Here is a 24,444-nt window from a genome sequence, read left to right as displayed (position 1 = left end):
ATACATCAAAATAAAAGGAATGTATGCAATGAATCCAATCTTAACAGCTGCAAAACAACTATTACATAAAGAAGAAAAGATTTTATCTACTTTAAAATGTTCACTTACTGGCTATATGATTACGCATAAAGTCCCGTATCCTGGCATGTTACTTGCTACTAATCAAAGACTTCTCTTTTTTAGCCAATATAAAAACACATTCATTGCCGAATTTGATTATGAAAAAATTCTATCCATAGAAACGAAGAGAAGAATCTTTGACAAAAAAATAATATTTTACTATGAAGATGAATATATAACACTTGGATACATTACAAGTTCGAATGTTGAAGCGTTCATAGACTTACTACAAAGAAACAGCAAGACTAGCACAGGCTTATAATCAGCGGGGATCCCCTCGCTGATTCATTATTTTAACTCCTCCCACTTCGTCCAAACTTCTCTCCCGTTTATACAGTACATATTATCCTCTCTATTCATAAACCCCTGTACAATAAATTCACGTCTAATTGTACAAAAATCATCATGATATTGTTTTATAAATGTATTAATTTCTTTTTCTGTATATTGATTTTCAGCATTTAACTTGCTAATTAAATGCTCTAACAATACTAGTTTTTTCTTCTTTTGACCTGGAATCGATTTTAAACGATCCTCTTTATCGAAAAAGTTACGAATGGTCGTATCCCGGAATTTCATTTCACTTTCAGTCATTTTGTTATCCTCCATCACTTTTTTTCTTTATCTTTTCACTTAAAATATCAATAAAGTAATATCCACCCATTAACACATAATAGAACGTAAGTATTCCAAATGCATCTTTCATACTTGTATATACTTCTTTATCAAACAATATAGGTGAAAGGGCATAAACAAGAAAGATTATTAGCGGATTTACGATAAAATAATAAGTAAGATTGCCTTTCATCATATCAACTCCTCTACCCTATGTTTCTCTGTAAATTGTTGTAATTCCTTTTCTTTCGTTTTTATAGCTTTTAGAAAGATTTATAGATGAACTAAGGAAAAGATGTGCCCTCTATTAAAATAAAAAAGCACCAAAAAGGTGCTTTTATCTACGCTTCAACCGATTGATTTTCAGCAACATTTTTAAATTGTCGTTTGTGCATCAAAGTTAAGGAAGCGATCGTTCCAAGTGATAATACAACGATAAAGATCATGAGCATTCCTATGTTTTGCCACATGAAGTCAAAGTCTCCACTCGATACGACTGCTTTCAATCCTGATACAGAGTATGTCATCGGTAACCAAGCATTGAATGGTTGTAAAAACTTCGGAATCAATTCTAGCGGGAATGTTCCGGCACTCGTTGTAAGCTGCATAATTAATGTGATAATGGCAATAAAACGGCCTGCATCACCGAATGCTGTTACTAAACATTGAATTAATGCGATAAATGCTAAACTTGTAATGATACTAAAGAGTATGAAGTATGGAATGCTTTGTACTTCTACACCCAATCCGAACAGTAATATAACATCTGCTACTATCGCTTGAATAATACCAACTGATAGTAGTACGCCGAACTTACTAATAAACCAACTAAATCCTGATTTTGGAACTCCTACTGTATCACGTAATGGATATACGATTGATAATAGTAATGCCCCAACGAATAAACCGAGTGATAGGAAATACGGCGTAAATCCAGTTCCGTAGTTAGGAACTTCCGCCATTTTCTCCGTCTTCACTTTTACAGGACTTGCAAACATATCATACGTTTTATCCGTCCCTTTTACTTCACCAGTTTTTTCTGCTCCTTCGCCAAGTTTCTCTGCAAGTTCACTTGAACCATCATTTACTTTCACTAGTCCATCAGTTACTTTTCCTGATCCGTCTGCTAGTTTATTTACTCCGTCGATTAGCTGGGTTGAGCCATTTGATAATGTGCCTAAGCCTGTTGTTACTTGACCGGAGCCATCTGCTAATTGATTTACTCCACCTGCCATTTGATTTGCTCCTACAGATAATGTTCCTAAACCGCCTGTTACTTGACCGGAGCCATCTGCTAATTGGGACACCCCTACAGATAATGTTCCTAAACCGCCTGTTACTTGGCTTGAGCCATCCGCTAATTTCGTTACTCCTGCAGATAATATTCCTAAACCGCCTGTTACTTGGCTTGAGCCATCTGCTAATTGATTTACTCCACCTGCCATTTGGTTTGCTTCTGCAGACAATGTTCCTAAACCGCCTGTTACTTGACTTGAGCCATCTGCTAATTGATGTACACCACCTGCCATTTGATTTGCTCCTGCAGATAATGTTCCTAAACCGCCTGTTACTTGACCAGAGCCATCTGCTAATTGATTTATCGCATCAATTAATTGACCGGATTCATTTTTAAATTTATTTGCGCCTTCTTTTGCTACATTTAAATTCTTACCAAACCCTTGGAAATTTTCAACAAATCCTTTTTGTGCACTGGATAATTTCTCAATACCCTCTGTTAAAGAGTCCAATTTCGCTGTATTCGGTAGTTTGTTTTGTGCATCACTTGTTTTTTGATTTATTTCGCCTTTTAATTGTTTTACTTCTTCATTTAATTTATTTGTTCCACCTGCTACTCCGGCAGCTTTTTGTTGAACTGTAGCTGTACTTTTTACAGCACTTGTTATAAATGGTTGTAACTGCTCTTGATATTCTTTCGGTAAACTCTCGATTTGCTTTTGTAAATTCGCTACATCTTGCGCTGCATTTTTTGCATCTCCTGCTGTTGATTGCGTAAGTTCATTTAACTGATTTACATTCGCCCCAGCTCCATCTATTTTCTCATTTACTGTATTCAATATAGAAGGGCCTTTCGACTGTATTTCCTCTAAACCTGCAGCAGAACTTTTCACTTTACTATTTAAATCTTGCAAACCCTTTTCAATTTTTTGAGAAGCTACCTCTAATTGTTTTTGTCCCCCAACCAGTTGTTCCATACCATTTGATAGATCAGTTGTTCCTGTTTTTAATTCACCGGATTTACTTACTAACTTGTTCAAACCACCGGTCACTTTCTCAGATCCATCACGCAATTCGCCAATACCTTTTTGCATTTCACCCGTTTTGTTATTTAACGTATTTAAACCGTCTGTTACTTTTCCTGACCCATCTACTAATTTTCCGATACCTGTTTGCATCTCACTTGTTTTACTATTTAACGTATTTAAACCGTTCGTTACTTTTCCTGAGCCGTCTACTAATTTCCCGATACCCGCATTGCCATTTAGTGCATGTAAACCGTCTGTTACTTTTCCTGACCCATCTACTAATTTTCCGATACCTACATTGCTATTTAATACATGTAAACCATCTGTTACTTTTCCGGAGCCATCTACTAATTTCCCGATACCTATTTGCATTTCACCGGTTTTGCTATTTAACGTATTTAAACCTGCTGTCACTTTCCCAGATCCATCAAATAGTTTCCCAACTCCATCCTTCATCTCCCCAGATTTCCCTTGAAGCGTATGAAGGCCATCCGTCACTTTACTTGAACCATCATGCAACTCACTTGATCCGTCGTGTAGTTTACTTGCCCCTTCCGCTCCATCTGCTAATCCTTTTGAGACGTCTTTAATAGAATCGAACATTTTCTCTGCATATGTTTTCGTTAACGTGCTTGATACTTCAGTTTTAATCTTTTCAATGGCTGTTCCTCCAATTTGTGAAGATAAGAAGTTTAAACTTTCGTTTGGAATGTACTCTAAGTTTAATGGCTTTGGATTGTCTTTTAGTAACGTTGTAGCGTTACTTGAGAAGTCATCTGGAATGCGCACTAACATGTAATACTTTCTACCTTCCATTCCTTTCTTCGCTTCTTTTTCACTTACGAACTCCCATTTAAAACTTTTATTATCTTTTAAATTATCAACGAGCCCTTTTCCGACCTCAATTGGTTTCCCATCAAATACTGCGCCTTTATCTAAATTGACTACTGCAACTGGTAAGTCATCTAACTGTTTATACGGATCCCAAAAGGCCCACAAAAACATCCCTGCATATAAAATCGGTACGAATAAGACCGCAATAATTGGAATTAATATTTTTTTACTTTTTATAATTTCTGTGAACTCTTTCCGAAGTAACTGATTCCCTTTCATAATTTCTCCCCCTTTTATCAAATGACCAAAATGTTCATATAGTCATTTTTACCCAAACAAAAAGGCTATACTTGTTCATACATATGCCTTATCCCCGAATTTATTACTATGCAACTTTTTCTCATTATGATTATATTTTTTCTATATCCCCCCTTAACTTAAATATATGACCACATTGTTCATTCGGTCATTTTTTTATAAAATTAAAAGGATTATCTTAGTTTGACAATCCTTTTAGTAAATAAAGTTCAAATAACTCTGCAATTTTTTCTTTTTCTAGCGGTTCATGATTTTTTTCCCAATCAAAAATAAGCGATACATATAGACGAAGCATAATAAATGCTGTAATTTCTGGATCACATTTGCTAATTTCACCTTTTTCAATCGCAATCTTTAAATACGATTGAATAACAGAAACGATTTCCACATCAACTTGTTGCATAACTTCTTGTACTTCTTTCGTTCCCATATCGCGCTCTTCTTGAATTAATTTAATCATGAGCTGATGTTCTTTTCTAAATTCCAAGATGCTATATAATGCTCTATGTACATTTTCAAAAAATGAAACATCTGAACGAATTGCACTTTCTGCAACTTGCTTCATTTCTGTAATTAAATTAGAAATAATTTCGCCAAATAGCTCTTCTTTATTTTTGAAAAAAGTATAAATCGTTCCTTTTCCTACATTCGCTAACTTCGCTACTTGATCCATCGTTGTTGCTTTATAACCGAACGCTGAAAAAGACTTTGTTGCAGCTTCAATAATAGAACGTTTTCGATCTATCGCCACATCTTCACCTCCAAAAATGACCAATTGGATAATATAGTCAATCAGTACATCTTTGATATTACCACACGCTTACATTCTATACAAGTTCTCTTTTTATTATTTCCAGTATAAAAGATTTCAGTCAAGTTATATCATACTTTCCATAGTTTATCAGAAGAAAAGAGAAAAGGAAAAGATGTTCTAGAGATATACATCTTAAGAACACCTTTTTGCTATTTCAACATAGAAAGCATAATTTTCTCTAATTCTTCTTTATTTACATTCTTATCGAATACTGCTTCTCCTTGGTTCTCTAAACTATGATTAATAATAACGATTTGGTATGCACTATTTTTCCCTTTTGCTGGAACAATCATCTTCATACCTTGTAAATTACTATCCGAGTGATGAGTAGCGTAGAATATTTGATTCCCTTCTAGTTCGTACTGTTCTATATTTTCAGGCACTACAAACTGGTGGCTAAATGGGTCTTTGCTTTCCCCAAAAACTTGCGATTGAGAAATTGTATAATTTCCTTTTCCGTTCGTATATTCTAATTCAATAGTGAATTCCGGCTTTATCTTAAGATAATAATTCACCCTTTCGTCTTTTTGGGTATATCCTTTAATTGTATAAGTTGGCCTCTTAATTTGGAAATCAACATGTTGCTGCACTTCTTCAACTGTATATGTTAAATACTTCCCTACCTTATCCTCATAAGGAGTTGTTTTATTACGAATTTCTTTTAATTTTTCACGATTTTCTGTACTTAAGCGCTCTTCTTTCACCTCTTTTATATCCCCTTGGAAATTTTCGGGTAAGTTTAATCTAACTAATCCTTTTTTCTCGATCTGTAATACCTCTTTATATAACTGCACATAATTCTCAAACTCTTCCTTTGTTAAAGCTTTTTCAGCATGATATAAAAAGGCTGTTCGGTTTTCATATTGCCAGTTTGACATTCCCCACTCTTTTCTCGCCTTTTCCTCTGTACCAAATAATGTATCTACAGCATTTTGGAAAGCATCCTTTGACTGCTCTACTTTATCCTCTTGCTTTTCTTTTCCTTCCGTTGTACGTGCGTTGAATAAAGAAAGGGATGCTATAGCAACTATAGCAATAATCCCAAGTAAAGAAAGACGATACGATTTCTTTTGAAACTTTTTAATCATAACGATTCTCCTTTTTAGTGTTCGTTTATTTCTACTTAAATTTGCTAGGCTTGGTACTTGATAGGAATAGTGTTCTAGAAGGGTAATAATTGTATGTCCGTATGCAATTTGTTCCTCTTTATCTATAAAAGTAAGTGCATATGCATCACAGGCTAATTCTTGATCTTCTCGCATACAAAAATAGGCGTACCAAAGAATCGGATTGAACCAATTTAATAGGATTAAACTGTACATAATCCAATTTACAGCTACATCGTTTCTCTTAATATGAGCTAACTCATGGTAAAAGACATATTGTAATTGTTGTTCATTTAATACTTTCATATGTTTTTTTGATAGTAATACTTTCGGGCGAAAGAAACTAAAAACCGTTGGACTTGCAATCTTTCCTGCAAGACGTAATGAAACTGCCTTCTTCATTTTCATAGACTGCTTACAGCGATTAAACACTGTAGTGACCTGTTCGTCCGTAATATCCGGTTGTTTCTTTATGTAAGAATATAAACGTCTATTTGTAAGAAACGTGATGGCTGCTAATATGATTACCCCAGCTAGCCAAACATACAAAGCAAGTTGGTATAAAGAAAATGTAGTCTGTTTTTCCGAACTGACTTTTACTTCCGGTTCGCTAGTTTTTGTCACCATTTTAGGATTTGATTTCAATTCCACTTTACGGTCGCTTTCTATGTTTACTATATTCTCAGTAGCCGGCATATTTTTGGGAATAACTTCCGATACGCTAGAACTATAAGAAAGTAATGAGTAAATGCTATAAGAGCTATCTGGCGACCACGGTAAAAGGAGTCTTATCATTAATACGATCCACAGCATATATTGCCACCGGGGGGTTAATTTATTTCTAAATAGAACTTTTATACATAAAATAAATCCGACTAATATGCTAGCCATAAGTGACGTTTCTATAAGCCAATCAAAAAAATGAGGAAGGTATACATTTATAAGCGTGTTTATCATTTTTATCGATCCTTCCTCTTATTCTCCTCTGTCTTCTCATCTAAAATGCGTTTTAATTCATTAATATCTTCTGAAGATAATTTCTCCTCTTTTAAGAAATTAACAAGTAATGGTTTAAACGCTGCACCGCAAAAACGTTTTAGTAAAGATTTCGTTTCCACTTGCAAATAATTATGTTGTGATACTAACGGATAATAAGCATACATTCGCCCTTTATCTTGATGGTAAGAAACGGCTTCCTTTTGTACTAATCGATTAATTAATGTGCGGATTGTTTTTGGTTTCCAGTCCATTGCATCTTCCAGTTCTTCTATAATTTCATTCGCTGTTTGTGGAGAACTCGACCAAAGTACTTTCATAATTTCTAATTCCGCTTCAGATATTTTAGGTAATTGATTTGTCATCGTATGTTTCACTCCTAAGTATTACATTTGTAATCTACAATTAAGATTACAAATGTAATACTTAATTGTCAACCATATTTTAGAAAAATTTCTTTCAGCTAAACCTTACCTCACAACAACAAAATTCCTCTTTTTCAAATAATCAAATAAAAAAACAAGAAAATCTTTACAATTAATAGTAATATAGAAAATAGACAAGTTTATCAAAATAGTGGAGGCTTTTTCAGTCATGATGCGTGCGCTTCGTTTAAATATAAAGCAAGCTTTTTGTAATCGTGTTTCTTTAATTATTATGTTTAGTGGATTTGTTCTTATTTGTATTTATCATTATTATTATGTAATTCGTTATTTAGGAGACGCTGCGAATGGACCTATATCGACGGATATTAAATGGATTGGATTTCGTGGAAATGAAATGGATGTTTATTTATTATTAATGCCAGTTATTGCAAGTCTTCCCTTTAGTACAAGTTATAACTCGGATAAGTCCGATGGTTTTAAACCGTTTGTCAGTAAAGAAATTTCTTTATTTTCTTATTCAGTAACGAAATATATCGTTACATTTTTTTGCGGCGGACTTCTTTATACATTTCCATTCATCTTATCGTTATTATTTTGCAAATTAACCATTCCAGACGGAGTACCAACGGCTGGTTCAGGCATTATAAATGATAACGGGATGTTCGCAAACTTATATGAAACTTCTCCCATCACTTACATTGCTGTATATATCGGAATTAATTTTTTATTTGCAGGTTTGATGGCTCTTTTAGGACTTGCTGCATCTGCATGGTCCCAAAAGGACTATATGGCGCTTCTATTTCCATTTGCAACTACCTCTATTCCTTACGTCCTGCTAAATACGGTACTCCCTACAATAGGCGGAGCACCTATTCATTTATATGATCCAAGGCAGCCGCTGCATGGCATGTCACCATATATTTTGACAATACAATGTGCCTTCTTCCTCTTCGTTAGCTTAATCATGTATATACAAGGAGTAAAACGTGATAGAAAAAAATATAGAAGAAGGTTGCAAAAAAGAGAGCGGTGCAGAAAAGCGTTTCAAGTATAATAAAACCCTAATTTCCTTACTATATTGGAAATTAGGGTTTTATTTACTATTCACTTACGGTGTACCTGCCAATCCCCATAAAATAACAACCGCTACAAAATAAATCGCTTTAATCGCTATTACTAAACATAATGAAACAATTGCATATTTACTTAATTCTCTTCTTGCACCTATTAAAGTGAAAATAACCGCCAAACTAAATGTTATATAAGAAGCTGCTGTATGTATTAAGTTATACGTAATATCTAGATTGCTTGTAAGTCCTGTTATATCAGCTACAAACTGAAGCATGATGATCGTACTAAAAAAAATTGCAAACTGATTCATTACCTTTCCATTTATTTGTAACTGCATTGTTGTCCCCCTTATTAAAAACTAAATATTCAATCAATTTTATCATTAGATTACAAAAAAAGGAATTATCTCTTTATACTATTCTATAACGATGCCAAAAAAGAACGCTTAGTCACCTAAGCGTTCCTTTCTTTAAGAAGCTTTCTTCAAATCAATTTGAGCAAGTACTGGGTCATGGTCGCTTACACGTCCGTGCTCTTTCATTATATTTGAGTTTAAGTGCACTGGATCTACAATTGTGTGTGGTGCGATATTATTTGTTACTAAAATATGATCTAACACTTGTGCATTTCCTTCGTGAATGTACGTGTAACGATTCTCTTTTGGCACTGTGTTTAACATATCTTTTAAGATTGTTCCCTCTAGTGTTTTTAGTGGTTTAGAGAATTCGAAATCGTTCATATCACCTAACACGACAACTGGTGCATTCGTATTCTTTTTCTGAATTCCTTGCACGAAATGATTTACTTCTTGTGCTAACTGAATTCGTTTTTCTTCACTTTTTAATACGAGCGGCTGCACTTTTCCAAATGGCGTTGCATCTCCTAGTTTTGAGTTTAAGTGATTTGCAACGACAACAATGTTTTGTCCTTGGAACGTAAATTCTGCCGCTAACGGTTTACGTGTACTTTCAAATAATGGATTTTCGTCTCCAATACGAACAACATTTTTATCAAGTAACTTCGGTACCGGCGCTAATTTCACGCGTGATGGATTATAGAAGAAGCCGACGCGAATATTCGCTCCTGGTGCTCCTCCGTCTTGATTATTGTTTGGAGCGATTTCTACATACTCATACTTCGGTCCACGAATTTCTAGAACTGCATCAATGATACGTTTTGCGCTTAATGACGCATCTGTTGTACCGTCATTAATTGATCCGTTATTATCTTGCATTTCCTCTACACCGATAATATCTGGCATTTTTAAGTTGTATTTAATAGAATACGCTAGCGCTTTTACCTTTTCATCTGTTGTTTCTTTTTTATTCGCTGAGAAGTTTTCAATGTTATATGTAGCAACCGTTAACTTATCAAGACGTGGCTGAATATTTGCGCCTACTTGCTTAAATCCACCATCCACTACAGCTGGCAGTTCTGTTATTGGCGAAATACGGAAAGAACCGTAATCATATCCTACTACCCCTGTTATATCTCCAGTGAAAGTATCTCCTACTTTTGCTACATAATCACGAGGTACTTTTACAGAAAGGCGCTCTGGGTTTAATTGATTTTCATCTAATAGAGGTGTGCCATATTGTGTTACTACTTTATCTCCACCATTTTTTACTGTTACATATAAATTTCCGTTTTTCTGAGGTGCAATAATTTTTGGTGTTGGCATCGTAACACGCATACCTTCTATACTTTCATAAAAGTCGATTGCATCTTCATTTGGATCAAATAAACCGAATGCATCATTATCAATAATCTGGTCTGGGATTTTCATACCGTTTTCCCCAAGTACAATCGGTGCCGGCAAAGATTGATCTTTTGCGATTACAACAACGCGACTCGCCTTAATTTCTGTCGTCGTTAAGTCTGTTTCAAATCGCTCTGCATATCCTGGTCCAACATATTCTTCTACTACTCCATCAACTTGAATAAGATCTCCTACTGCTACATTCGCATCTTTTTTGTATACGTACATACCTTCTGAAGTAGCTGGATCATTATCTGGCTGATTGTCTTCTATATAAAAACCATTTTTATCAAGCGCTGTTACAACGCCTTCCACATTGTATACTTTCTTCCCGTTGTAAGGAGACATATGTGATTTTCCTTGAATGTCATGAATACGAACCTGTTCATTATTTACGATAATAAATGAAAATGTCGAAATTGCTGAAGAAGTAAGTCCTTCTTTTTCTGCGATTGCTTTCACTACACTATTTTCATTCACTATAATTTGTCCATTATAACGAACACTTTTATTAGTAGGATTAGAGCCATCTAACGTATAGTAGATTGTTGCGCCTTCTGTATTCGTCGTTAATGTTACCGCTGTTCCTTTAGCAACTTCTCCGCCGTTCGGTGAAGCTACTACATCGCTAACACGGTTTTGTCCTTCACCTTGAAACTTATAAGCTGTTACTGATTTTAGACCTGGGTTACTAAAATATAATTCAAGAGTCCCAGTCAAACTAACTTTCTTCCCGATATTTTCAGGGTGATCTTTTACATTCACTGCCGTTCTCACATCACCTTTTGGCAACTGAACGGGCATGATTTTGTCTGGATTCGTTTCGTTTGGCGAATCTGCAATTGCTACGTTTGTATCATCAAACTTAGCTGGATCCTTCGTATATTTAGAAGAACTTTGCGTATATCCGACAATATATCCTTCCACAATCCCCTTCGTTTTCCCTTGCTGCTTAAATACTTGAATTGCTTTTTCTACTGACATAGAAGCAGTTTCTTCTGCTTGCGCTAAAGTTCCAGTAAATGAAAGCAATAGCAAGAATGATAAAAAGACGCTTAACAATTTCTTCACAGCCATTTTCCTCTCCCTATTTCATATTTTCTCAGCATTTCTATCATAACAAATGATTCGTTATATAGAACTATTTTTCGACAAATTTTACAAAAGATTTATTTAATTTACAAGCTTTCAAACTATAATACAAAATAATAATTTTACACCTTCTACAAATGCACTCTATAATGTTAGAGAGAGAAAACAGAAAATATCGACATTTGATTGGCATGTAAAATGGATTCATTTGAATAGGAGTGATTGGATGGAAGTGCAAACAGAAACATACCGCGCAGCTATGAATGGAACATTAGAACGTCATTTTTCAGATATGATTGCTGTTATACCAACTAGAATTACAATTGAGCAGTTAAAACAACGGCTAGAAAATATCGCTACTAAAGTTGATGAGTTAAAAATTGTTTATAGTGATGAGACAAGCCTTATTGTTGAGTTACATATGGATGAAACAATCATACCGTATGAACTGCATATTGATGAGGCGAATGACCCAGAAGAATATAAAATGTACAATAGACAAGATTCTACAATTGTAGATCGTAATTTTGAAGATGCGGCTTTCGGTACTGAAATTTTCACTCGTACGCTATTTGTAGGCGATGTACTCGACTGCTTTTTCCAGCAAATACAATTTTTATGGAACCTCGCCCCAGATTTGTTATTTGTAATCGATTCAAGTGCAGCAATGAAAGTGATATCTAGAAACTATATTGAATATCACGTTGAAAATGAATTATTACCTGACATTCCTGACTTATACGTTATTCATTCCGTTTATGAAGACGATAAAGAAGGCGAGCCTACGCAATATTGGTTTCATACACACGGCCTTTTAAGAGCGGGCGTAACTGAAATAGAGTTAATTATTCCAAATCGTATTTCTTCCTACTACGGCATTGGCGATCTCTTTCAAACATTTGCTAATAATGCCGTTGAGAATGGACAAGTCCCTATGAATGAGCCTATCGTTATCGCGCATAGTCAGCAAGGTTCTATACATACAGTCGCCGTTCCGTGGGAGAAAGGATTATCTTATATAGGGCATAAAACGAGTATGGACCAATTATCTTCAATCGAGGATGAAGAAGTGAAATTACAGCCAATAGATGCACAAAATACATTCTTAGGCGGAATGGATGCCCGAGATAAATACCATCAATCTCCATCCGTTCTCTTATTCAAATTTAATACTTCAGAAGAATATATTGAAAGTTTTTTCAAAGAACACGAGGAAGCTACAGGGCTCATGTTCTATAAAACAAATAGTGAAACCGATCGTATGGCTTACAATGCGAAAAATACTTTCGGGTATTTCAGCAACATTTTTCACATTGAACAATCAAATGAAGATTTTCGTTTCCTTGCTAAGTTTGGTGTCTCCTACGAAGAAGGAAAAAGTGAACATATGTGGTTTGAAATGCAAAACATTACGGAAGATTTCATTCAAGGAATACTCATCAATGAACCATATTTTATAGAAGATATGAGTAAAGGAAATAGTTATCATTTAGATTTTGATAACTTAACAGATTGGGTTATTTATGCAGGAGATGCTGTTATAAAGCCAAATAACTTATATATGTTTATTGGCGAATAAGTATTTTATATAATAAACGAAACGCCTTCAATATGATTGAAGGCGTTTCTTATAATTTATTGTGGGATTAATTCAGCATCTATTACTTTCTCCAAATGAGATAATACACGCTTTGCAGCTTCCTCACCTTGATTCATACAGTCTGGAAGTCCAGCACCAGCATAGGAGCTACCTGCCAAGTATATACCTGGCAACTCTTTCTCCATAAATGTTGTGAGTTTCTTCATTCGCTCGTTATGGCCTACTGTATATTGAGGCATCGCTTCTTTCCAGCGACTTACGATTGTAAACTCTGGATCCTCTGTAATATCCATCGTCTTCCTTAAATCTTCTAGTACGAGCTGAACGAGTTCTTCTTCAGTTTGTTCTACAACCGCTTCATCACCAGCACGTCCAACGTAACAGCGAATGAGTGTTTTTCCTTCTGGCGTTGTATGTGGCCATTTTTTATGCGTCCACGTACATGCTGTAATGGTGTAATCGCTATTTCGTGATACGACAAATCCTGTACCATTAATATCGCGCTGGATTGCAGACTTTTGGAAAGCAAGTGCCACATTCGCAACGGATGTGGATGGAATATTACGGAAGAAACGAAACTGCTTGTACTGAGCAAACATGGACGGCAATACTTTATGCGAAGTTGCCACTACGATGGCGTCCGCTTCTATTTCTTTTCCGTTACTAAGAGTAATCGTATAACCATCACCCTGTTTTGCAACTTTTTCAATGCGAGTTCCCTTTATTATCGTACCTTCATGCATCTTTGCTTCGAGAGATTTTACGATAGATTCTAAACCTGTTTTCACTGTTTGGAACATTCCCTTTTTCGGTTCAGCTTTCTCTTCTTTCGGAGCGAGCGTACGCATACCGAGTGAAATACTGCGATGTTTCTGCTCAATTTGATACATTTGCGGGAATGTTGACATTAAGCTCATTTCATCAATATCCCCTGCATAAATACCCGATAGTAACGGCTCTATTAAGTTTTCAACCACTTCGTTTCCAAGACGATGTCTGAAAAATTGTCCGAGTGATTGGTCAGATACTGGCTTTGACCTCGGCATTAATAGATCAAAGCCAGCTCTTAGTTTACCAATTGGGGAGAACAGCCCGGAAAATAGAAACGGCGTAATTTGCGTTGGAATTCCCATCATTGATCCATTCGGCATTTTATGTAACCGATTGTTTACAAGGATAAATGATTGACCGGCTTGATTATTTACAAGTTCATCGCCAAGACCTAATTCTTTCACTAATCTAGCTGCACTTTCTTTTCGTGCTAAGAAAGAATCTGGTCCGCGCTCAATTGTAAATCCATCTTTTCGAACGGTTTGAATTTTTCCGCCAAGTTTACCCGATGCTTCTATAAGTAATGTATCAATCGGCAAGTTTTTTTCATGAATATTTTTTTGTAAGTTATACATTGCTGTTAATCCAGTGATGCCTCCGCCGATGATCACAACCTTTTTCCTCAAGCAGGATCCCCCTTTCTTCTTACAGTACAGATTCTTTTTTCTTTAATACAACATCTGTTAAACAATCAATAAATGCGTCCGATGCATTTGGCATTTCTGGACGATAATATTTCGCGCCAATTTCATCCGTTACAACTTTACACTCAAAGTCGTTATCATATAAAACTTCTAAATGTTCCGCAACAAATCCAACTGGTGCATATACGAATGAAGTATAACCGTGCTTTTCATTTAGTTCTCTCGTTAAATCTTGTACATCTGGACCAATCCAAGGATCTGGTGTGTTTCCTGCACTTTGCCAGCCTACTGCATAGTTTGCTACTTCAGCTCCGCGCGCGATATAATCCGCTGTTTCATTTAATTGATCTGGATATGGATCGCCCATTGCAATAATTTTCTCTGGTAAGCTATGTGCAGATACGATTAATACTGCTTTTTCACGCTCTGCATCTGACATACCGTTATATATACCTTTCACTGCATCAACCCAGTACTGGATGAATTTCGGCTCTTTATACCAGCTATCAATGCCGTGAATTGTTAAGTTTCCAAGTTTCTCAGCTTCTTCTTGTGCTCGTCCAACGTATGATTTCACGCTAAACGTAGAATAGTGAGGTGCAAGAACAAGTGCGATTGCATCTTGTATTCCGTCGTTATGCATATCTTTCACTGCATCTTCAATAAACGGTTCAATATGTTTTAAGCCAAGATACATATGATACTCTACTTCATCTTGTACTTCATTTAAACGCTGTTCTAACTTCTTAGCTTGCTCTAATGTAATAGTAGCTAAAGGAGAAATACCACCAATTGCACGGTAACGCTCTGTTAAATCTTCCAGCATTTCAGGACTTGGCTTTCTTCCTCTGCGAATATGTGTATAGTAACGTTCAATATCTTCTTCTTTATATGGCGTTCCGTATGCCATTACAAGCAAACCAATTTTCTTTTTCATACAGCAATGCTCCTTTACTTCGCTAACTGCCCTTTAGAGTATTCATGAATAAATGTAGTTAAACGTTTTAATGTATCTGGATTTACTTCTGGGAATACACCGTGACCTAGGTTAAAGATATAACCCGGCTGTTTCATCCCTTGATCTAAAATACCTTTTACATGTTCTTCAATAACAGACCATGGTGCAAGTAAGAATGAAGGGTCCATATTACCTTGTACCGCCTTATGAACGCCCCGTGCACGTGCTTCTTCAATCGGTAAGCGCCAGTCTAAGCCGACTACATCAAGCGGTAAATCGTGCCACTCATTCACTAAGTGTGCAGCTCCTACGCCGTGCATAATCATTGGAACACCCATCTTACGAACTTCTGCAAAAATACGCTCCATTGCTGGTTTAATAAATACGCGATAATCTGCTACATTTACTGTTCCAACCCAAGAATCGAAAATTTGAACTGCTTTTGCTCCTGCGTTAATTTGCGCTTTTAAATATGTAATAACCATATCTGCTAGTTTATCCATTAAAGCAAACCAAGCTTTTGGCTCTGCATACATGAACGCTTTCGTATTATGGTAGTTACGAGATGGACCGCCTTCAATCATATAGCTCGCTAATGTAAATGGAGCTCCTGAAAAACCGATTAACGGTACGTCTAACATTTCTGTCGTTAATAAACGAATTGTATCTAGTATGTACGGTACGTCATCTTCTGGATTGATTTCCCCTAGTTTTTCTACGTCTTGTAAAGAACGGATTGGGTTATCGATAACTGGGCCAATACCTGATTTAATTTCTACATCCACACCAATTGCAGGTAGTGGTGACATAATATCTTTATAAAGAATTGCTGCGTCTACGTTATACTGATCAACCGGCAATTTTGTAACGTAAGCACATAACTCTGGATTGTGTGTAATTTCAAATAAAGAATACTTTTCTTTAATCTTTCTATATTCCGGCTGTGAACGACCTGCTTGACGCATATACCATGCTGGTACATAATCGGTACGTTCCCCCCTACATGCTTTTAAAAATGTCTCATTTATAGTTCTTACCAAGACCCTTGCTCCCTTCCTTACCAATGCTTCGAATACGTTCGATATTTATCTTTTTTTACTATACAGCTTGTAAAAACAAAATGCATAATATTATGTACGTTGTTCATTAAATTGACACAAACATTCGTAAAAACGCTTACTATTTTCACAACATTCTTATTATAACACAGAGAAAAACTATGGTTTAGCTACTTTTGACTTTTCTCCTTCACGATTCGTTTGTGTATTATATGGTACAACGTAAAAGCTCGGTTTTGAAAATATGTTAACGAACTTTTCCTCATATTCCCCAGCACCATTTACAGTGCTAACATGCGTATGAATTCCGTTCTCCACTCTATAGATTCGGTACATAATTCTGTTATCTGGAAGTGGCGTCCAGCTTAATTTTGCTTTAAATAAACCGAAAGGGCTAAATGATAATTTCATTTTTACATCTTCAATTTTGCGCAGCCGAATCGGAGCGCCGATTGTTTCCACACCTTCAGGCTTCATAAACTTCTCTTTATGTTCTACATTAGACTTCGTTAAAATTTTCTTAAACAATTTTGTCGCAGATGCACTTTCTCCTTGCAACTGATGCTCCTTATCCGTACGGTCATAACCAATCCAAACAGCGCCTACTAAGTTCGGTGTATAACCAACGAACCACATATCTCTTGCTCCCTTATCGTCATTTGGCAATGAAGTTGTACCCGTTTTTCCAGCTAACGCACCGTTATATACACCAACTCTTGCTGTCCCTTCCTTCACAACTCCTTCTAGCATTTTCGTCATATACCATGCTGTCTGCTTCGAGAAGATTTTTGTCTCTACTTTTGGAGATTCCCCAATGACTGCACCGTGTCTGTTTAATACTTTATCAATAACGTGCGGCTCGATAATATTTCCATTTGCTAAAAATGAACGGTACATTTTTACAAGATCAAATGTTGAAACGCCATTTTTCAATCCGCCAAGCGCTGTACTTAAACCAGCATCTGCAATATGAACATTTCCTTTTTCTAAATATTGCTTTCCTTCTTCTACCCCTAACTCATTTAATAAAGAAACTGCCGGTACATTTGCCGACTCTAAAATCGCATCATACATCGTCATTTCTTTTGAATACTCATGATTATAATTTCGAGGTTCATACCCTTCAAAAGAATTTCTTTCATTCGTTAATAAAGAATACGGATTATACTTTTTCGTTTCTAGTGCTGGTGCATAAACGATAAGTGGTTTTAAAACAGATCCAGGCTGCCTTTTGGCAAAAACACGATTAAATCCTCTCGGGACGTACTTTCTTCCCCCAATCGCCGCTTTAATCCCTCCCGTACGATTATCCATTAATAAGAAAGCACCTTGCGCCCCCTCTTCTTTCCCAGGGAAATTCCTTGCATCTTGAAACTGGTTATATGCTACCTTTTGAATCTTTTCATCCATAGGTACGACAAACGTATATCCTCCGCGAAGTACTTCTTGATGAGACAATCCGTATAAACGAGCGGCTTCATCTATGACCATATCAATATACGGCATATATGCAAGCTCATTCTCATCTAAATTTTTATATAGAGCAATTGTCTTCCCTTGATAACGAACGCTTTCTTCTGCAGTCAAATAGCCTTGTTTATGCATAAGTGACAACACTAGATCACGGCGTTCCTTACTCTTCTCTGCAGAATAGTACGGTGAATATCCGTTTGGTGACTTCGGAAGGCCTGCAAGCATTGCCCCTTCCTCTACTGTTAAATCCTCAACATTTTTATTAAAATACAACTTTGCTGCCGCTTGAATGCCGTAAGCCCCATGACCAAAATAAATATGATTCATATACATTTCAAGAATTTGTTGCTTTGTATATTTTTGCTCTAATTGAAGAGAAATTGCGACTTCCTTCAATTTGCGCGTAAATGTTTTTTCACGAGTTAAAAAGACGTTTTTAGCGAGTTGCTGCGTAATGGTACTACCGCCCTCTACCTTTTCTCCAGCTAACGTATCTTTATAAAGAGCACGGAATATAGACGGATAATCAATCCCTTGATGCTCATAAAAACGAGAATCTTCCACCGCAACAAACGCCTGCTGCACATACTTCGGAATTTGCTCGATCGGTACGAGCTCTCTATTTTCTACGTATAATTTCGTAATTTCTTTCCCTTTCTGGTCAACGATACGTGATGAAGAGTGGAAAACGAGCTGCTTTTCATCCATCATATAGCCACCAGCTAACACGATAAGTTTATAGATTACAATCGCTACTACGAACGTTGCGACGCCGCCTAATAAAGTCCACTTTACTTTCTTCATACATCGTCCTTCTTTCCAAATGATGGTACATTTATTATTTGAAAAAGAAGTATCTTTATGTATATAATCTTCGAAGTTTTTTAAGAGAGTTGATATAATAGAAACAAACTATTAAGGGGGGCATTAAAATGAAGGCTATTATTTCATACGAAACACCTCTAGAACAAGCACATTTCACTGCAAAAAATGATGAAAAAAATATGTTTTATAAAGAAAATACAGAAGAATCTGTAGAAGGTTCACTTCAATATGATGTACTAGATGCTGTCGGTGAATTTAAAGGACAACCTGGCTATATCGTTTGTAACAACATTTCTGTCACAGACGAAGGTCGCCCAGTATTTGAAAACCGCTTTAAAAACCGCGCAGGCCTTATTGAAAACGAACCAGGATTCCAAGCAATCCGTGTTCTACGTCCATTAAGTAACGATACATACGTCATCTTAACGATGTGGGAAACAGAGCAAAACTTTAAAGACTGGACAGAATCACGTTCATTCGAAAACGCTCATAAAAAACGTCCCACGCAAGCAGAAGGACAAGCTCCAGCGCATCCACATGCGGAACAGCAAAAGAGTATTTTCTCTCGTCCATCTTTTGTGACTACTTTTGATGTTTTAGTTTAATTTTTTGGAGTTTAGAGTTCGGAAAACAGCGGTATGTGAAATTATATCGGCGATTTTTCGAATATATCAGCGCAACTCGAATTATATCAGCGATTTTCTGGATATATCGGCGCAACTCGAATTATATCAGCGATTCTTCGAATATATCGACTTATCGACAAATCATGACACAAAAAGGAAACACCATTACACACCGGTGTTTCCTTTTTCTTTGTACCAATTATATATACGAAGTGAATCTTTTTTTCTCATATGCTTTACTTCATAACCCCGCCCAGCTACCGCTACAAGAGTTGTACATAATTCATCTTTTCTTTGAAAATACGATTGATTATAACCTACTGCTTGAACATGTCTTCTTCGCATTATTCCTGTATATTTCGAAAAATTACGATATACAACCGTTAGTTGATTTTCTCTTAATTCATAACCGCCACTTTTATATCTAGCATACGCAAGTAACGAAAACACGATAAATAACGGTAAAATAACAAACAACGCAATATATTGTTTAAAATATATACTCACGCTGGCAATTAGAACTGTGAGTATGATACTTATTAACCAGCCCATAATGAAATAACGACGCAACGCTGTTTTTGGTAAGTGAACGATCTCCGCTTCGATTTCATATGGTAACTCTAAATATGTGATCAGGTGCTGTACATCTTTTTTCTTCATAAATGGATGCAACATTACTTCGTTACTTGCTGCTCCAATACTTTGAATTGCTTCCACTTCAACAGCACAATAGCCAAACGGCTGGCGAAGCATACCTTCTTTTACAGTAATCGCTTGAATGCGGTGCAATTTTAAGACAAACTCTTTCTTTTCAAATAATCCTTGAACGATACGAATCTCTTCCCCTTTTCGCTCAATTTTAAAGTTTGCATATTTCAACACATATCCAGCCGTGGAAATAATCCACGAAATTGTCATTAAAATTAATGCAATTACAATTAGTTTATAAACACCGTTTCCCATTACATACGCTTCTACTTTACTTGTGAATCCTTCAGGAAGAACAAAATCAAACTTTGTGTAAAGAAGTACTAGTCCAGAGAACACTAGTCCGAACCGACCAGATGTAATCGCTGCGGCTAAAACCTCTTTCGCTGTTAACTGATAAACCGTCTTGCTTTCTTCCTCTTCTATTTCTTCTTTTACAGTAGTTTCTTTCTTATGTAATAAAGAAATTAAATGTTTTGCCTCGTCTTCTTTAATACCAGCCAACATCACTTCTGGTTCATTACCACCACCGGCTACTTCTATATTTAACTTCATAAGTCCGAGCATTTGATAAATGATGTTAGAAGACGTACTAATATTTTGTACACGCTCTTTATTTAAATAGCTTTCCTTCTTTACAAAAACACCGTGCTTTATATGTAAAATATTATTCTCAATCCAGTACACTTTAAAATACCATTTAATTGCTGAAAAAATAGCCATGATGAATAAAACAACCAGAAGAAAAAGATAAAATAAATACCAAGGTTCCACTTGTTCATCAGGTTTAAATAAAACAAGAATAATAAGTGGCAACAAACTCGCAATCCTAATACCTAACAATATCGTAATCGGATGTTGCCTCTTATACATCCTTATCACTCACTTTCGCAAGTTCTCCAATTTGTCTTTTCAGCTGTTCTGCTTCTTCTTTCGTTAAACCTGGAATACTATGAGAAGTTGCGGCTGTTGAAATATGTAATTCTGCTAAATTATACTTTCTCATGATCGGCCCTTGCTCAATCGTTACGTGCTGCACACGGATCATCGGAATAAGTACGCGTTTTACAACGAACATTCCCTTTTGAATCTCAATCTCTTCTTCATTTAATCTGTAACTATAATAGCGTTGACGTAAATTTGGAAACACAAAATAATCAAGGGGAATAAATGTAATAGCTCCTGTTACTAATAGTCCGAACAACCAGCCCCACCAGTTAAAGTTAATCATAAAAAAGAAATACGCAATTACGACTGTTAGTATAACTACCGCCCCAATTAAAGCGTGCATCCTCCACACTTTCAGCATATTAGAATGAATCTCCCTTTCTAAAGGCTGCATCCCATCACTCCAATTCTATGAATTTATTACTTATATATTATCAAAAAATAAGGTTTTATATACATTTTTGTAAATTTATAGTCAAATAAAAATAGTTGAATCAAAAGCATATTAAAGAAACACATACCTCAGTTTTGAAAATTATGTATTATAAATATGAATTATATTGAACTAAAATAAACCTTACATGATTCATGCAAGGTTTATCGTTTTATACACAATATATTTCATTATTGTTGAGATATACTAGCATCGCTTTCAATTCGCTTTTCTTTTTGGCTTAGTTTTTTATCTTTAGATTTTTTTAATGTTAAAGTCATGCCAATAAAAATAAAAAGAATTCCTGTTATTTGCATTAAAGTTGGACGGAATCCAGTAAGTACAGTATCTAATAATATTGCCACTGCCGGATCTAAAAAAACTAATATTGAGATTGTTTTTGTAGATAAATAGCGTAAACTATCAAAAAACAGATAATATACTATCCCTGTGTGAATAAAACCAGTAGCTATAATATATGTCCAATTACTTTGAGTGAGGCCACTAAAAGCATCTAAATCTATAAATGGTATTAAAAGAAATATCCCCAAGAATGTTTGTAAAAATGTCATTGCATACGCACTCATTTTGTTAATCCCTTTACCAAATAAAGTTGTAAATGCATAAAAGAGAGCCGCAAGAAATCCCCATATCATACCTGAAGACATTAATGAACCGACAGAGAAGCTTCCATCGATACCAGCAATTAATAAAGCTCCTGCAAAACACACAATTATTGAAATGATAGATATGAATGTTAATTTTTCTTTAAAGACGATACTTCCAATTAACAGTACAATTACTGGTGCAAGATGATAAACTGAGATAGCAATGGTAACTGACATATTTTCAAAGGCTTTAAATAAGAAAACCCAATTAAATACTAAGAAAAAACCACATATTAAAACTTGAATAACTTCTTTTCGTTCCCATTTATCTTGTTTATATTGCCCTGTAAGCAACCAGCATACACTTAAAAATATTGTCGCAAAAATACACCTTACAAACACTAATTCAAACGAAGGTAAGTTTGTTTGAACAGAAAAAAATCCAACTGATCCAAAGATAACCATTGATGCTATCATCTTTAAGGCCGGTACCGTTTTCTCTTGCTTAAAACTCTTTTGAAGCAAATTAATCCCCCTCCAATAAAAACTCGATTTATAGTGAGAAAAACACCAGCCTAAAAAAGGACAGGTGCTTTTCCTCAAAAACACTCAATTATAAATTTTTCCCAGCAGTCCAACCACCATCAATTACAAAATTAGAACCAGTAATAAAGCGGGCCTGATCAGAAATCAAGTACTCAATACATGAAACAATATCCTGCGGCAACCCCCAAGTATCTAAAGATTGATTACTTTTTATCATAGACATCAAGGCTTTATTACTAAAGTATTCTTCTGTAAGTTCGGTTCTAATAACACCGGGAGAAATGCTATTTACCCTTATATTTTGCTTCCCAAATTCCATAGCCATCTGTTTAGTCAATCCGATTAAAGCATGCTTTGATGCAACATAAGCAGCTCGCTCTGGTTCAGCCATTAATCCAGAAACCGAAGCTATATTCACAATACAACCTTTTATTTTCGATTCACACCATCGCTTAGCTACTTCCCTAGAAAGGATAAATGGGGCTACTAAATTTACATCAATTACTTTTTTAAACATATCATCGGATAAATGTAAAACAGGTGTTATCTCTCGAATACCAGCTGCATTTATTAATATATCAGGAGAAAGCTTTTCTAAATCTAATTGAGTAAAAAGATTATGAATCGCTTCGCTATTACTTAAATCAATTTGCACTACTTTCAAAGGCATATCTGTTTTCATATAATCTATTAAGTTATTATTATTAATATCAAGCGCTATTACATGAAATGATTTTTCTAAAAAGTATTTTATACAAGCATGACCTATACCGCTATTGGCTCCAGAAATCATAATTATTTTATTCTCTCTCATTTTGTCTCCTTATAAGAAAATGTTACTAATAAAATATCACGAAAAGCCTCCGTACTACATTCTGTTCCAAGTGGCGTTACGGCATGGAAGACCTTTTGTCCAAATACTAAAGTTTCTAAAGGCTCCTTCAAACTTATAAACTGATTAATTTCCCGAGGAGAATTAGCTATTAAATTATCTCCACCAATAGCTGTATTACTTAAATTCATAAGGTGTAAAAACACTACTGGTTCATCATCTTTATGTAACCAAATAGGTGAACTAAAAGATGGTCTTTCTTTAGTAGCTTTATATCTTACTTGATGTAAACCTATAATTAAGTCTTTACTTGTATCTATTATATTTGTTTTAAATGCAAATTCAGTATCGAAACGCACGATATTCTGAATTAAAGGATTGCATAAAAAGCTATCATTTATGCTATTGAACTGTCTAACTTTCCCGCCATCGTCATAGTTATATTCTTTAGATTGGAAGTAATCATTACTATTATCTAAAATATAATCTGGTGAATCAACATACTTTATATACCTTGAATAAGATCTAGCACGGCATTCACCGTACGCATCATCTTCCAAATTATAATAATCTAACTGTGCTTGTGTTAATAAACGATGATTCTCTTCCTCTTGTAAAAAGATTTCATTTGAGATTTCAAGGAATCCTTTAGATTCAAATTCATGTACCTTTTCTTCTATGCTAAACCCATTCATTTTACTAAGAACAAACGTCATTATAAAAACCTCCACACTATTGTATTTTTCTATCTCACCCTATGTTAGAAATGCAATAAGTAACCGAGATTCTTGCTTAATAAAATTTAAAATTATGATATTCAATTAATACACCAAATGAAATATATGTAATTCATTAAAATTATTTATTAAGCAATATTATATATCCTTTTGGTTATTTTTTCTAATTATCTGAAGATTTATCAACATTAGTCTTAATATTCGAAATTAAAGAAATGGATTTTTCAGAAAGATAAAACTGC

General features: G+C 35.3%; 21 protein-coding genes. 4 read left to right on the top strand and 17 right to left on the bottom strand.

Annotated elements, in window-relative coordinates:
• Window positions 1–28: 28 nt before the first annotated feature.
• Window positions 29–382 (top strand): PH domain-containing protein, encoded by a 354-nt coding sequence (locus ACS2QP_RS17970; RefSeq protein WP_001068220.1) that lies wholly within the window; start codon window positions 29–31, stop codon window positions 380–382.
• A gap of 26 nt (window positions 383–408) precedes the next feature.
• Here ACS2QP_RS17970 and ACS2QP_RS17965 read toward each other — a convergent pair whose 3' ends face one another.
• The 6 genes from ACS2QP_RS17965 to ACS2QP_RS17940 form a co-directional block, all read right to left on the bottom strand.
• Complete coding sequence (locus ACS2QP_RS17965) at window positions 409–714, bottom strand: DUF2087 domain-containing protein (RefSeq protein WP_000140291.1); 306 nt, start codon at window positions 712–714, stop codon at window positions 409–411.
• Window positions 715–718: 4 nt separating this feature from the next.
• Window positions 719–931: a hypothetical protein gene (locus ACS2QP_RS17960; RefSeq protein WP_001986098.1), complete on the bottom strand. Its 213-nt coding sequence runs from the start codon at window positions 929–931 to the stop codon at window positions 719–721.
• A 145-nt stretch (window positions 932–1,076) separates the two neighbouring features.
• Entirely contained in the window at window positions 1,077–4,112 is a 3,036-nt protein-coding gene (locus tag ACS2QP_RS17955; protein ID WP_332283548.1) for a YhgE/Pip domain-containing protein, read from the bottom strand.
• Between the two features lie 217 nt (window positions 4,113–4,329).
• Window positions 4,330–4,902 (bottom strand): TetR/AcrR family transcriptional regulator, encoded by a 573-nt coding sequence (locus ACS2QP_RS17950; RefSeq protein ID WP_000963381.1) that lies wholly within the window; start codon window positions 4,900–4,902, stop codon window positions 4,330–4,332.
• 212 nt (window positions 4,903–5,114) lie between these two features.
• Window positions 5,115–7,028: a M56 family metallopeptidase gene (locus tag ACS2QP_RS17945; RefSeq protein WP_438882704.1), complete on the bottom strand. Its 1,914-nt coding sequence runs from the start codon at window positions 7,026–7,028 to the stop codon at window positions 5,115–5,117.
• A 2-nt stretch (window positions 7,029–7,030) separates the two neighbouring features.
• Entirely contained in the window at window positions 7,031–7,432 is a 402-nt protein-coding gene (locus ACS2QP_RS17940; RefSeq protein WP_000184510.1) for a BlaI/MecI/CopY family transcriptional regulator, read from the bottom strand.
• A 229-nt stretch (window positions 7,433–7,661) separates the two neighbouring features.
• On the opposite strand from ACS2QP_RS17940, the gene ACS2QP_RS17935 reads away from it, so the two are divergent.
• Window positions 7,662–8,507 carry a hypothetical protein gene (locus tag ACS2QP_RS17935; protein ID WP_000984145.1) on the top strand — a complete coding sequence of 282 codons (846 nt, stop codon included), beginning with the start codon at window positions 7,662–7,664 and terminating at the stop codon, window positions 8,505–8,507.
• A gap of 54 nt (window positions 8,508–8,561) precedes the next feature.
• Here the strand turns inward: ACS2QP_RS17935 and ACS2QP_RS17930 are convergent, their stop codons facing one another.
• Both ACS2QP_RS17930 and ACS2QP_RS17925 read right to left on the bottom strand, forming a co-directional pair.
• Complete coding sequence (locus tag ACS2QP_RS17930; protein WP_001176843.1) at window positions 8,562–8,861, bottom strand: hypothetical protein; 300 nt, start codon at window positions 8,859–8,861, stop codon at window positions 8,562–8,564.
• Between the two features lie 132 nt (window positions 8,862–8,993).
• The gene (locus ACS2QP_RS17925) at window positions 8,994–11,360 is read right to left on the bottom strand and encodes a DUF6359 domain-containing protein (RefSeq protein ID WP_438882703.1); all 2,367 of its coding nucleotides are present in this window, start codon (window positions 11,358–11,360) and stop codon (window positions 8,994–8,996) included.
• A 241-nt stretch (window positions 11,361–11,601) separates the two neighbouring features.
• On the opposite strand from ACS2QP_RS17925, the gene ACS2QP_RS17920 reads away from it, so the two are divergent.
• A complete protein-coding gene (locus ACS2QP_RS17920) occupies window positions 11,602–12,954 on the top strand; it encodes a DUF4026 domain-containing protein (RefSeq protein ID WP_438882702.1) in 1,353 nt (450 codons plus the stop codon).
• A 56-nt stretch (window positions 12,955–13,010) separates the two neighbouring features.
• Here ACS2QP_RS17920 and hemY read toward each other — a convergent pair whose 3' ends face one another.
• The 4 genes from hemY to ACS2QP_RS17900 all read right to left on the bottom strand — a co-directional run bounded on the left by hemY (window position 13,011) and on the right by ACS2QP_RS17900 (window position 18,743).
• Window positions 13,011–14,432, bottom strand: a complete 1,422-nt coding sequence (gene hemY / locus ACS2QP_RS17915; protein WP_153582208.1) for a protoporphyrinogen oxidase — start codon at window positions 14,430–14,432, stop codon at window positions 13,011–13,013.
• A gap of 19 nt (window positions 14,433–14,451) precedes the next feature.
• Window positions 14,452–15,387, bottom strand: coding sequence for a ferrochelatase (gene hemH / locus ACS2QP_RS17910; protein ID WP_000726800.1), 936 nt, complete (start codon window positions 15,385–15,387; stop codon window positions 14,452–14,454).
• A gap of 14 nt (window positions 15,388–15,401) precedes the next feature.
• Window positions 15,402–16,448 (bottom strand): uroporphyrinogen decarboxylase, encoded by a 1,047-nt coding sequence (hemE, locus tag ACS2QP_RS17905; RefSeq protein ID WP_000252605.1) that lies wholly within the window; start codon window positions 16,446–16,448, stop codon window positions 15,402–15,404.
• A gap of 177 nt (window positions 16,449–16,625) precedes the next feature.
• Window positions 16,626–18,743, bottom strand: a complete 2,118-nt coding sequence (locus tag ACS2QP_RS17900; RefSeq protein ID WP_410989632.1) for a transglycosylase domain-containing protein — start codon at window positions 18,741–18,743, stop codon at window positions 16,626–16,628.
• A 128-nt stretch (window positions 18,744–18,871) separates the two neighbouring features.
• Between ACS2QP_RS17900 and hmoB the strand changes: the two genes are divergently transcribed.
• Window positions 18,872–19,369, top strand: coding sequence for a heme-degrading monooxygenase HmoB (gene hmoB / locus ACS2QP_RS17895; RefSeq protein WP_000644062.1), 498 nt, complete (start codon window positions 18,872–18,874; stop codon window positions 19,367–19,369).
• A gap of 186 nt (window positions 19,370–19,555) precedes the next feature.
• On the opposite strand, the gene ACS2QP_RS17890 is transcribed toward hmoB, so the two are convergent.
• From ACS2QP_RS17890 to ACS2QP_RS17870, 5 genes are all read right to left on the bottom strand, one after another.
• Window positions 19,556–20,971, bottom strand: a complete 1,416-nt coding sequence (locus ACS2QP_RS17890; RefSeq protein WP_063535838.1) for a PH domain-containing protein — start codon at window positions 20,969–20,971, stop codon at window positions 19,556–19,558.
• The gene (locus ACS2QP_RS17885; protein ID WP_001182728.1) at window positions 20,964–21,440 is read right to left on the bottom strand and encodes a PH domain-containing protein; all 477 of its coding nucleotides are present in this window, start codon (window positions 21,438–21,440) and stop codon (window positions 20,964–20,966) included. The genes ACS2QP_RS17890 and ACS2QP_RS17885 overlap by 8 nt, the downstream gene beginning before the upstream one ends.
• Window positions 21,441–21,670: 230 nt before the next feature.
• The gene (locus tag ACS2QP_RS17880) at window positions 21,671–22,612 is read right to left on the bottom strand and encodes a DMT family transporter (RefSeq protein WP_000939625.1); all 942 of its coding nucleotides are present in this window, start codon (window positions 22,610–22,612) and stop codon (window positions 21,671–21,673) included.
• 88 nt (window positions 22,613–22,700) lie between these two features.
• On the bottom strand, window positions 22,701–23,447 hold the full coding sequence (locus tag ACS2QP_RS17875; RefSeq protein ID WP_001208940.1) for an SDR family NAD(P)-dependent oxidoreductase: 747 nt from the start codon (window positions 23,445–23,447) through the stop codon (window positions 22,701–22,703).
• Complete coding sequence (locus ACS2QP_RS17870) at window positions 23,444–24,181, bottom strand: 2OG-Fe dioxygenase family protein (protein WP_000144813.1); 738 nt, start codon at window positions 24,179–24,181, stop codon at window positions 23,444–23,446. Before ACS2QP_RS17870 ends, ACS2QP_RS17875 begins: the two co-directional genes overlap by 4 nt.
• Window positions 24,182–24,444: the final 263 nt, after the last annotated feature.

The sequence above is a fragment of the Bacillus cereus group sp. Bce019 genome (assembly GCF_051781745.1).
Classification (GTDB): Bacteria; Bacillota; Bacilli; order Bacillales; family Bacillaceae_G; genus Bacillus_A; species Bacillus_A cereus.
The sequence above is the reverse complement of the archived record's forward strand: the minus strand, read 5'-3'. Positions and strand labels throughout refer to the sequence as shown.

Bases quoted from the DNA above. Each gene is read 5' to 3' on its own strand.
- ACS2QP_RS17970 (WP_001068220.1), top strand. From the start codon at position 29: ATGAATCCAATCTTAACAGCTGCAAAACAACTATTACATAAAGAAGAA.
- ACS2QP_RS17965 (WP_000140291.1), bottom strand. From the start codon at position 714: ATGACTGAAAGTGAAATGAAATTCCGGGATACGACCATTCGTAACTTT.
- ACS2QP_RS17960 (WP_001986098.1), bottom strand. From the start codon at position 931: ATGATGAAAGGCAATCTTACTTATTATTTTATCGTAAATCCGCTAATA.
- ACS2QP_RS17955 (WP_332283548.1), bottom strand. From the start codon at position 4,112: ATGAAAGGGAATCAGTTACTTCGGAAAGAGTTCACAGAAATTATAAAA.
- ACS2QP_RS17945 (WP_438882704.1), bottom strand. From the start codon at position 7,028: ATGATAAACACGCTTATAAATGTATACCTTCCTCATTTTTTTGATTGG.
- ACS2QP_RS17940 (WP_000184510.1), bottom strand. From the start codon at position 7,432: ATGACAAATCAATTACCTAAAATATCTGAAGCGGAATTAGAAATTATG.
- ACS2QP_RS17935 (WP_000984145.1), top strand. From the start codon at position 7,662: ATGATGCGTGCGCTTCGTTTAAATATAAAGCAAGCTTTTTGTAATCGT.
- ACS2QP_RS17930 (WP_001176843.1), bottom strand. From the start codon at position 8,861: ATGCAGTTACAAATAAATGGAAAGGTAATGAATCAGTTTGCAATTTTT.
- ACS2QP_RS17925 (WP_438882703.1), bottom strand. From the start codon at position 11,360: ATGGCTGTGAAGAAATTGTTAAGCGTCTTTTTATCATTCTTGCTATTG.
- ACS2QP_RS17920 (WP_438882702.1), top strand. From the start codon at position 11,602: ATGGAAGTGCAAACAGAAACATACCGCGCAGCTATGAATGGAACATTA.
- hemH (WP_000726800.1), bottom strand. From the start codon at position 15,387: ATGAAAAAGAAAATTGGTTTGCTTGTAATGGCATACGGAACGCCATAT.
- ACS2QP_RS17900 (WP_410989632.1), bottom strand. From the start codon at position 18,743: ATGAAGAAAGTAAAGTGGACTTTATTAGGCGGCGTCGCAACGTTCGTA.
- hmoB (WP_000644062.1), top strand. From the start codon at position 18,872: ATGAAGGCTATTATTTCATACGAAACACCTCTAGAACAAGCACATTTC.
- ACS2QP_RS17890 (WP_063535838.1), bottom strand. From the start codon at position 20,971: ATGTATAAGAGGCAACATCCGATTACGATATTGTTAGGTATTAGGATT.
- ACS2QP_RS17885 (WP_001182728.1), bottom strand. From the start codon at position 21,440: ATGCAGCCTTTAGAAAGGGAGATTCATTCTAATATGCTGAAAGTGTGG.
- ACS2QP_RS17875 (WP_001208940.1), bottom strand. From the start codon at position 23,447: ATGAGAGAGAATAAAATAATTATGATTTCTGGAGCCAATAGCGGTATA.
- ACS2QP_RS17870 (WP_000144813.1), bottom strand. From the start codon at position 24,181: ATGACGTTTGTTCTTAGTAAAATGAATGGGTTTAGCATAGAAGAAAAG.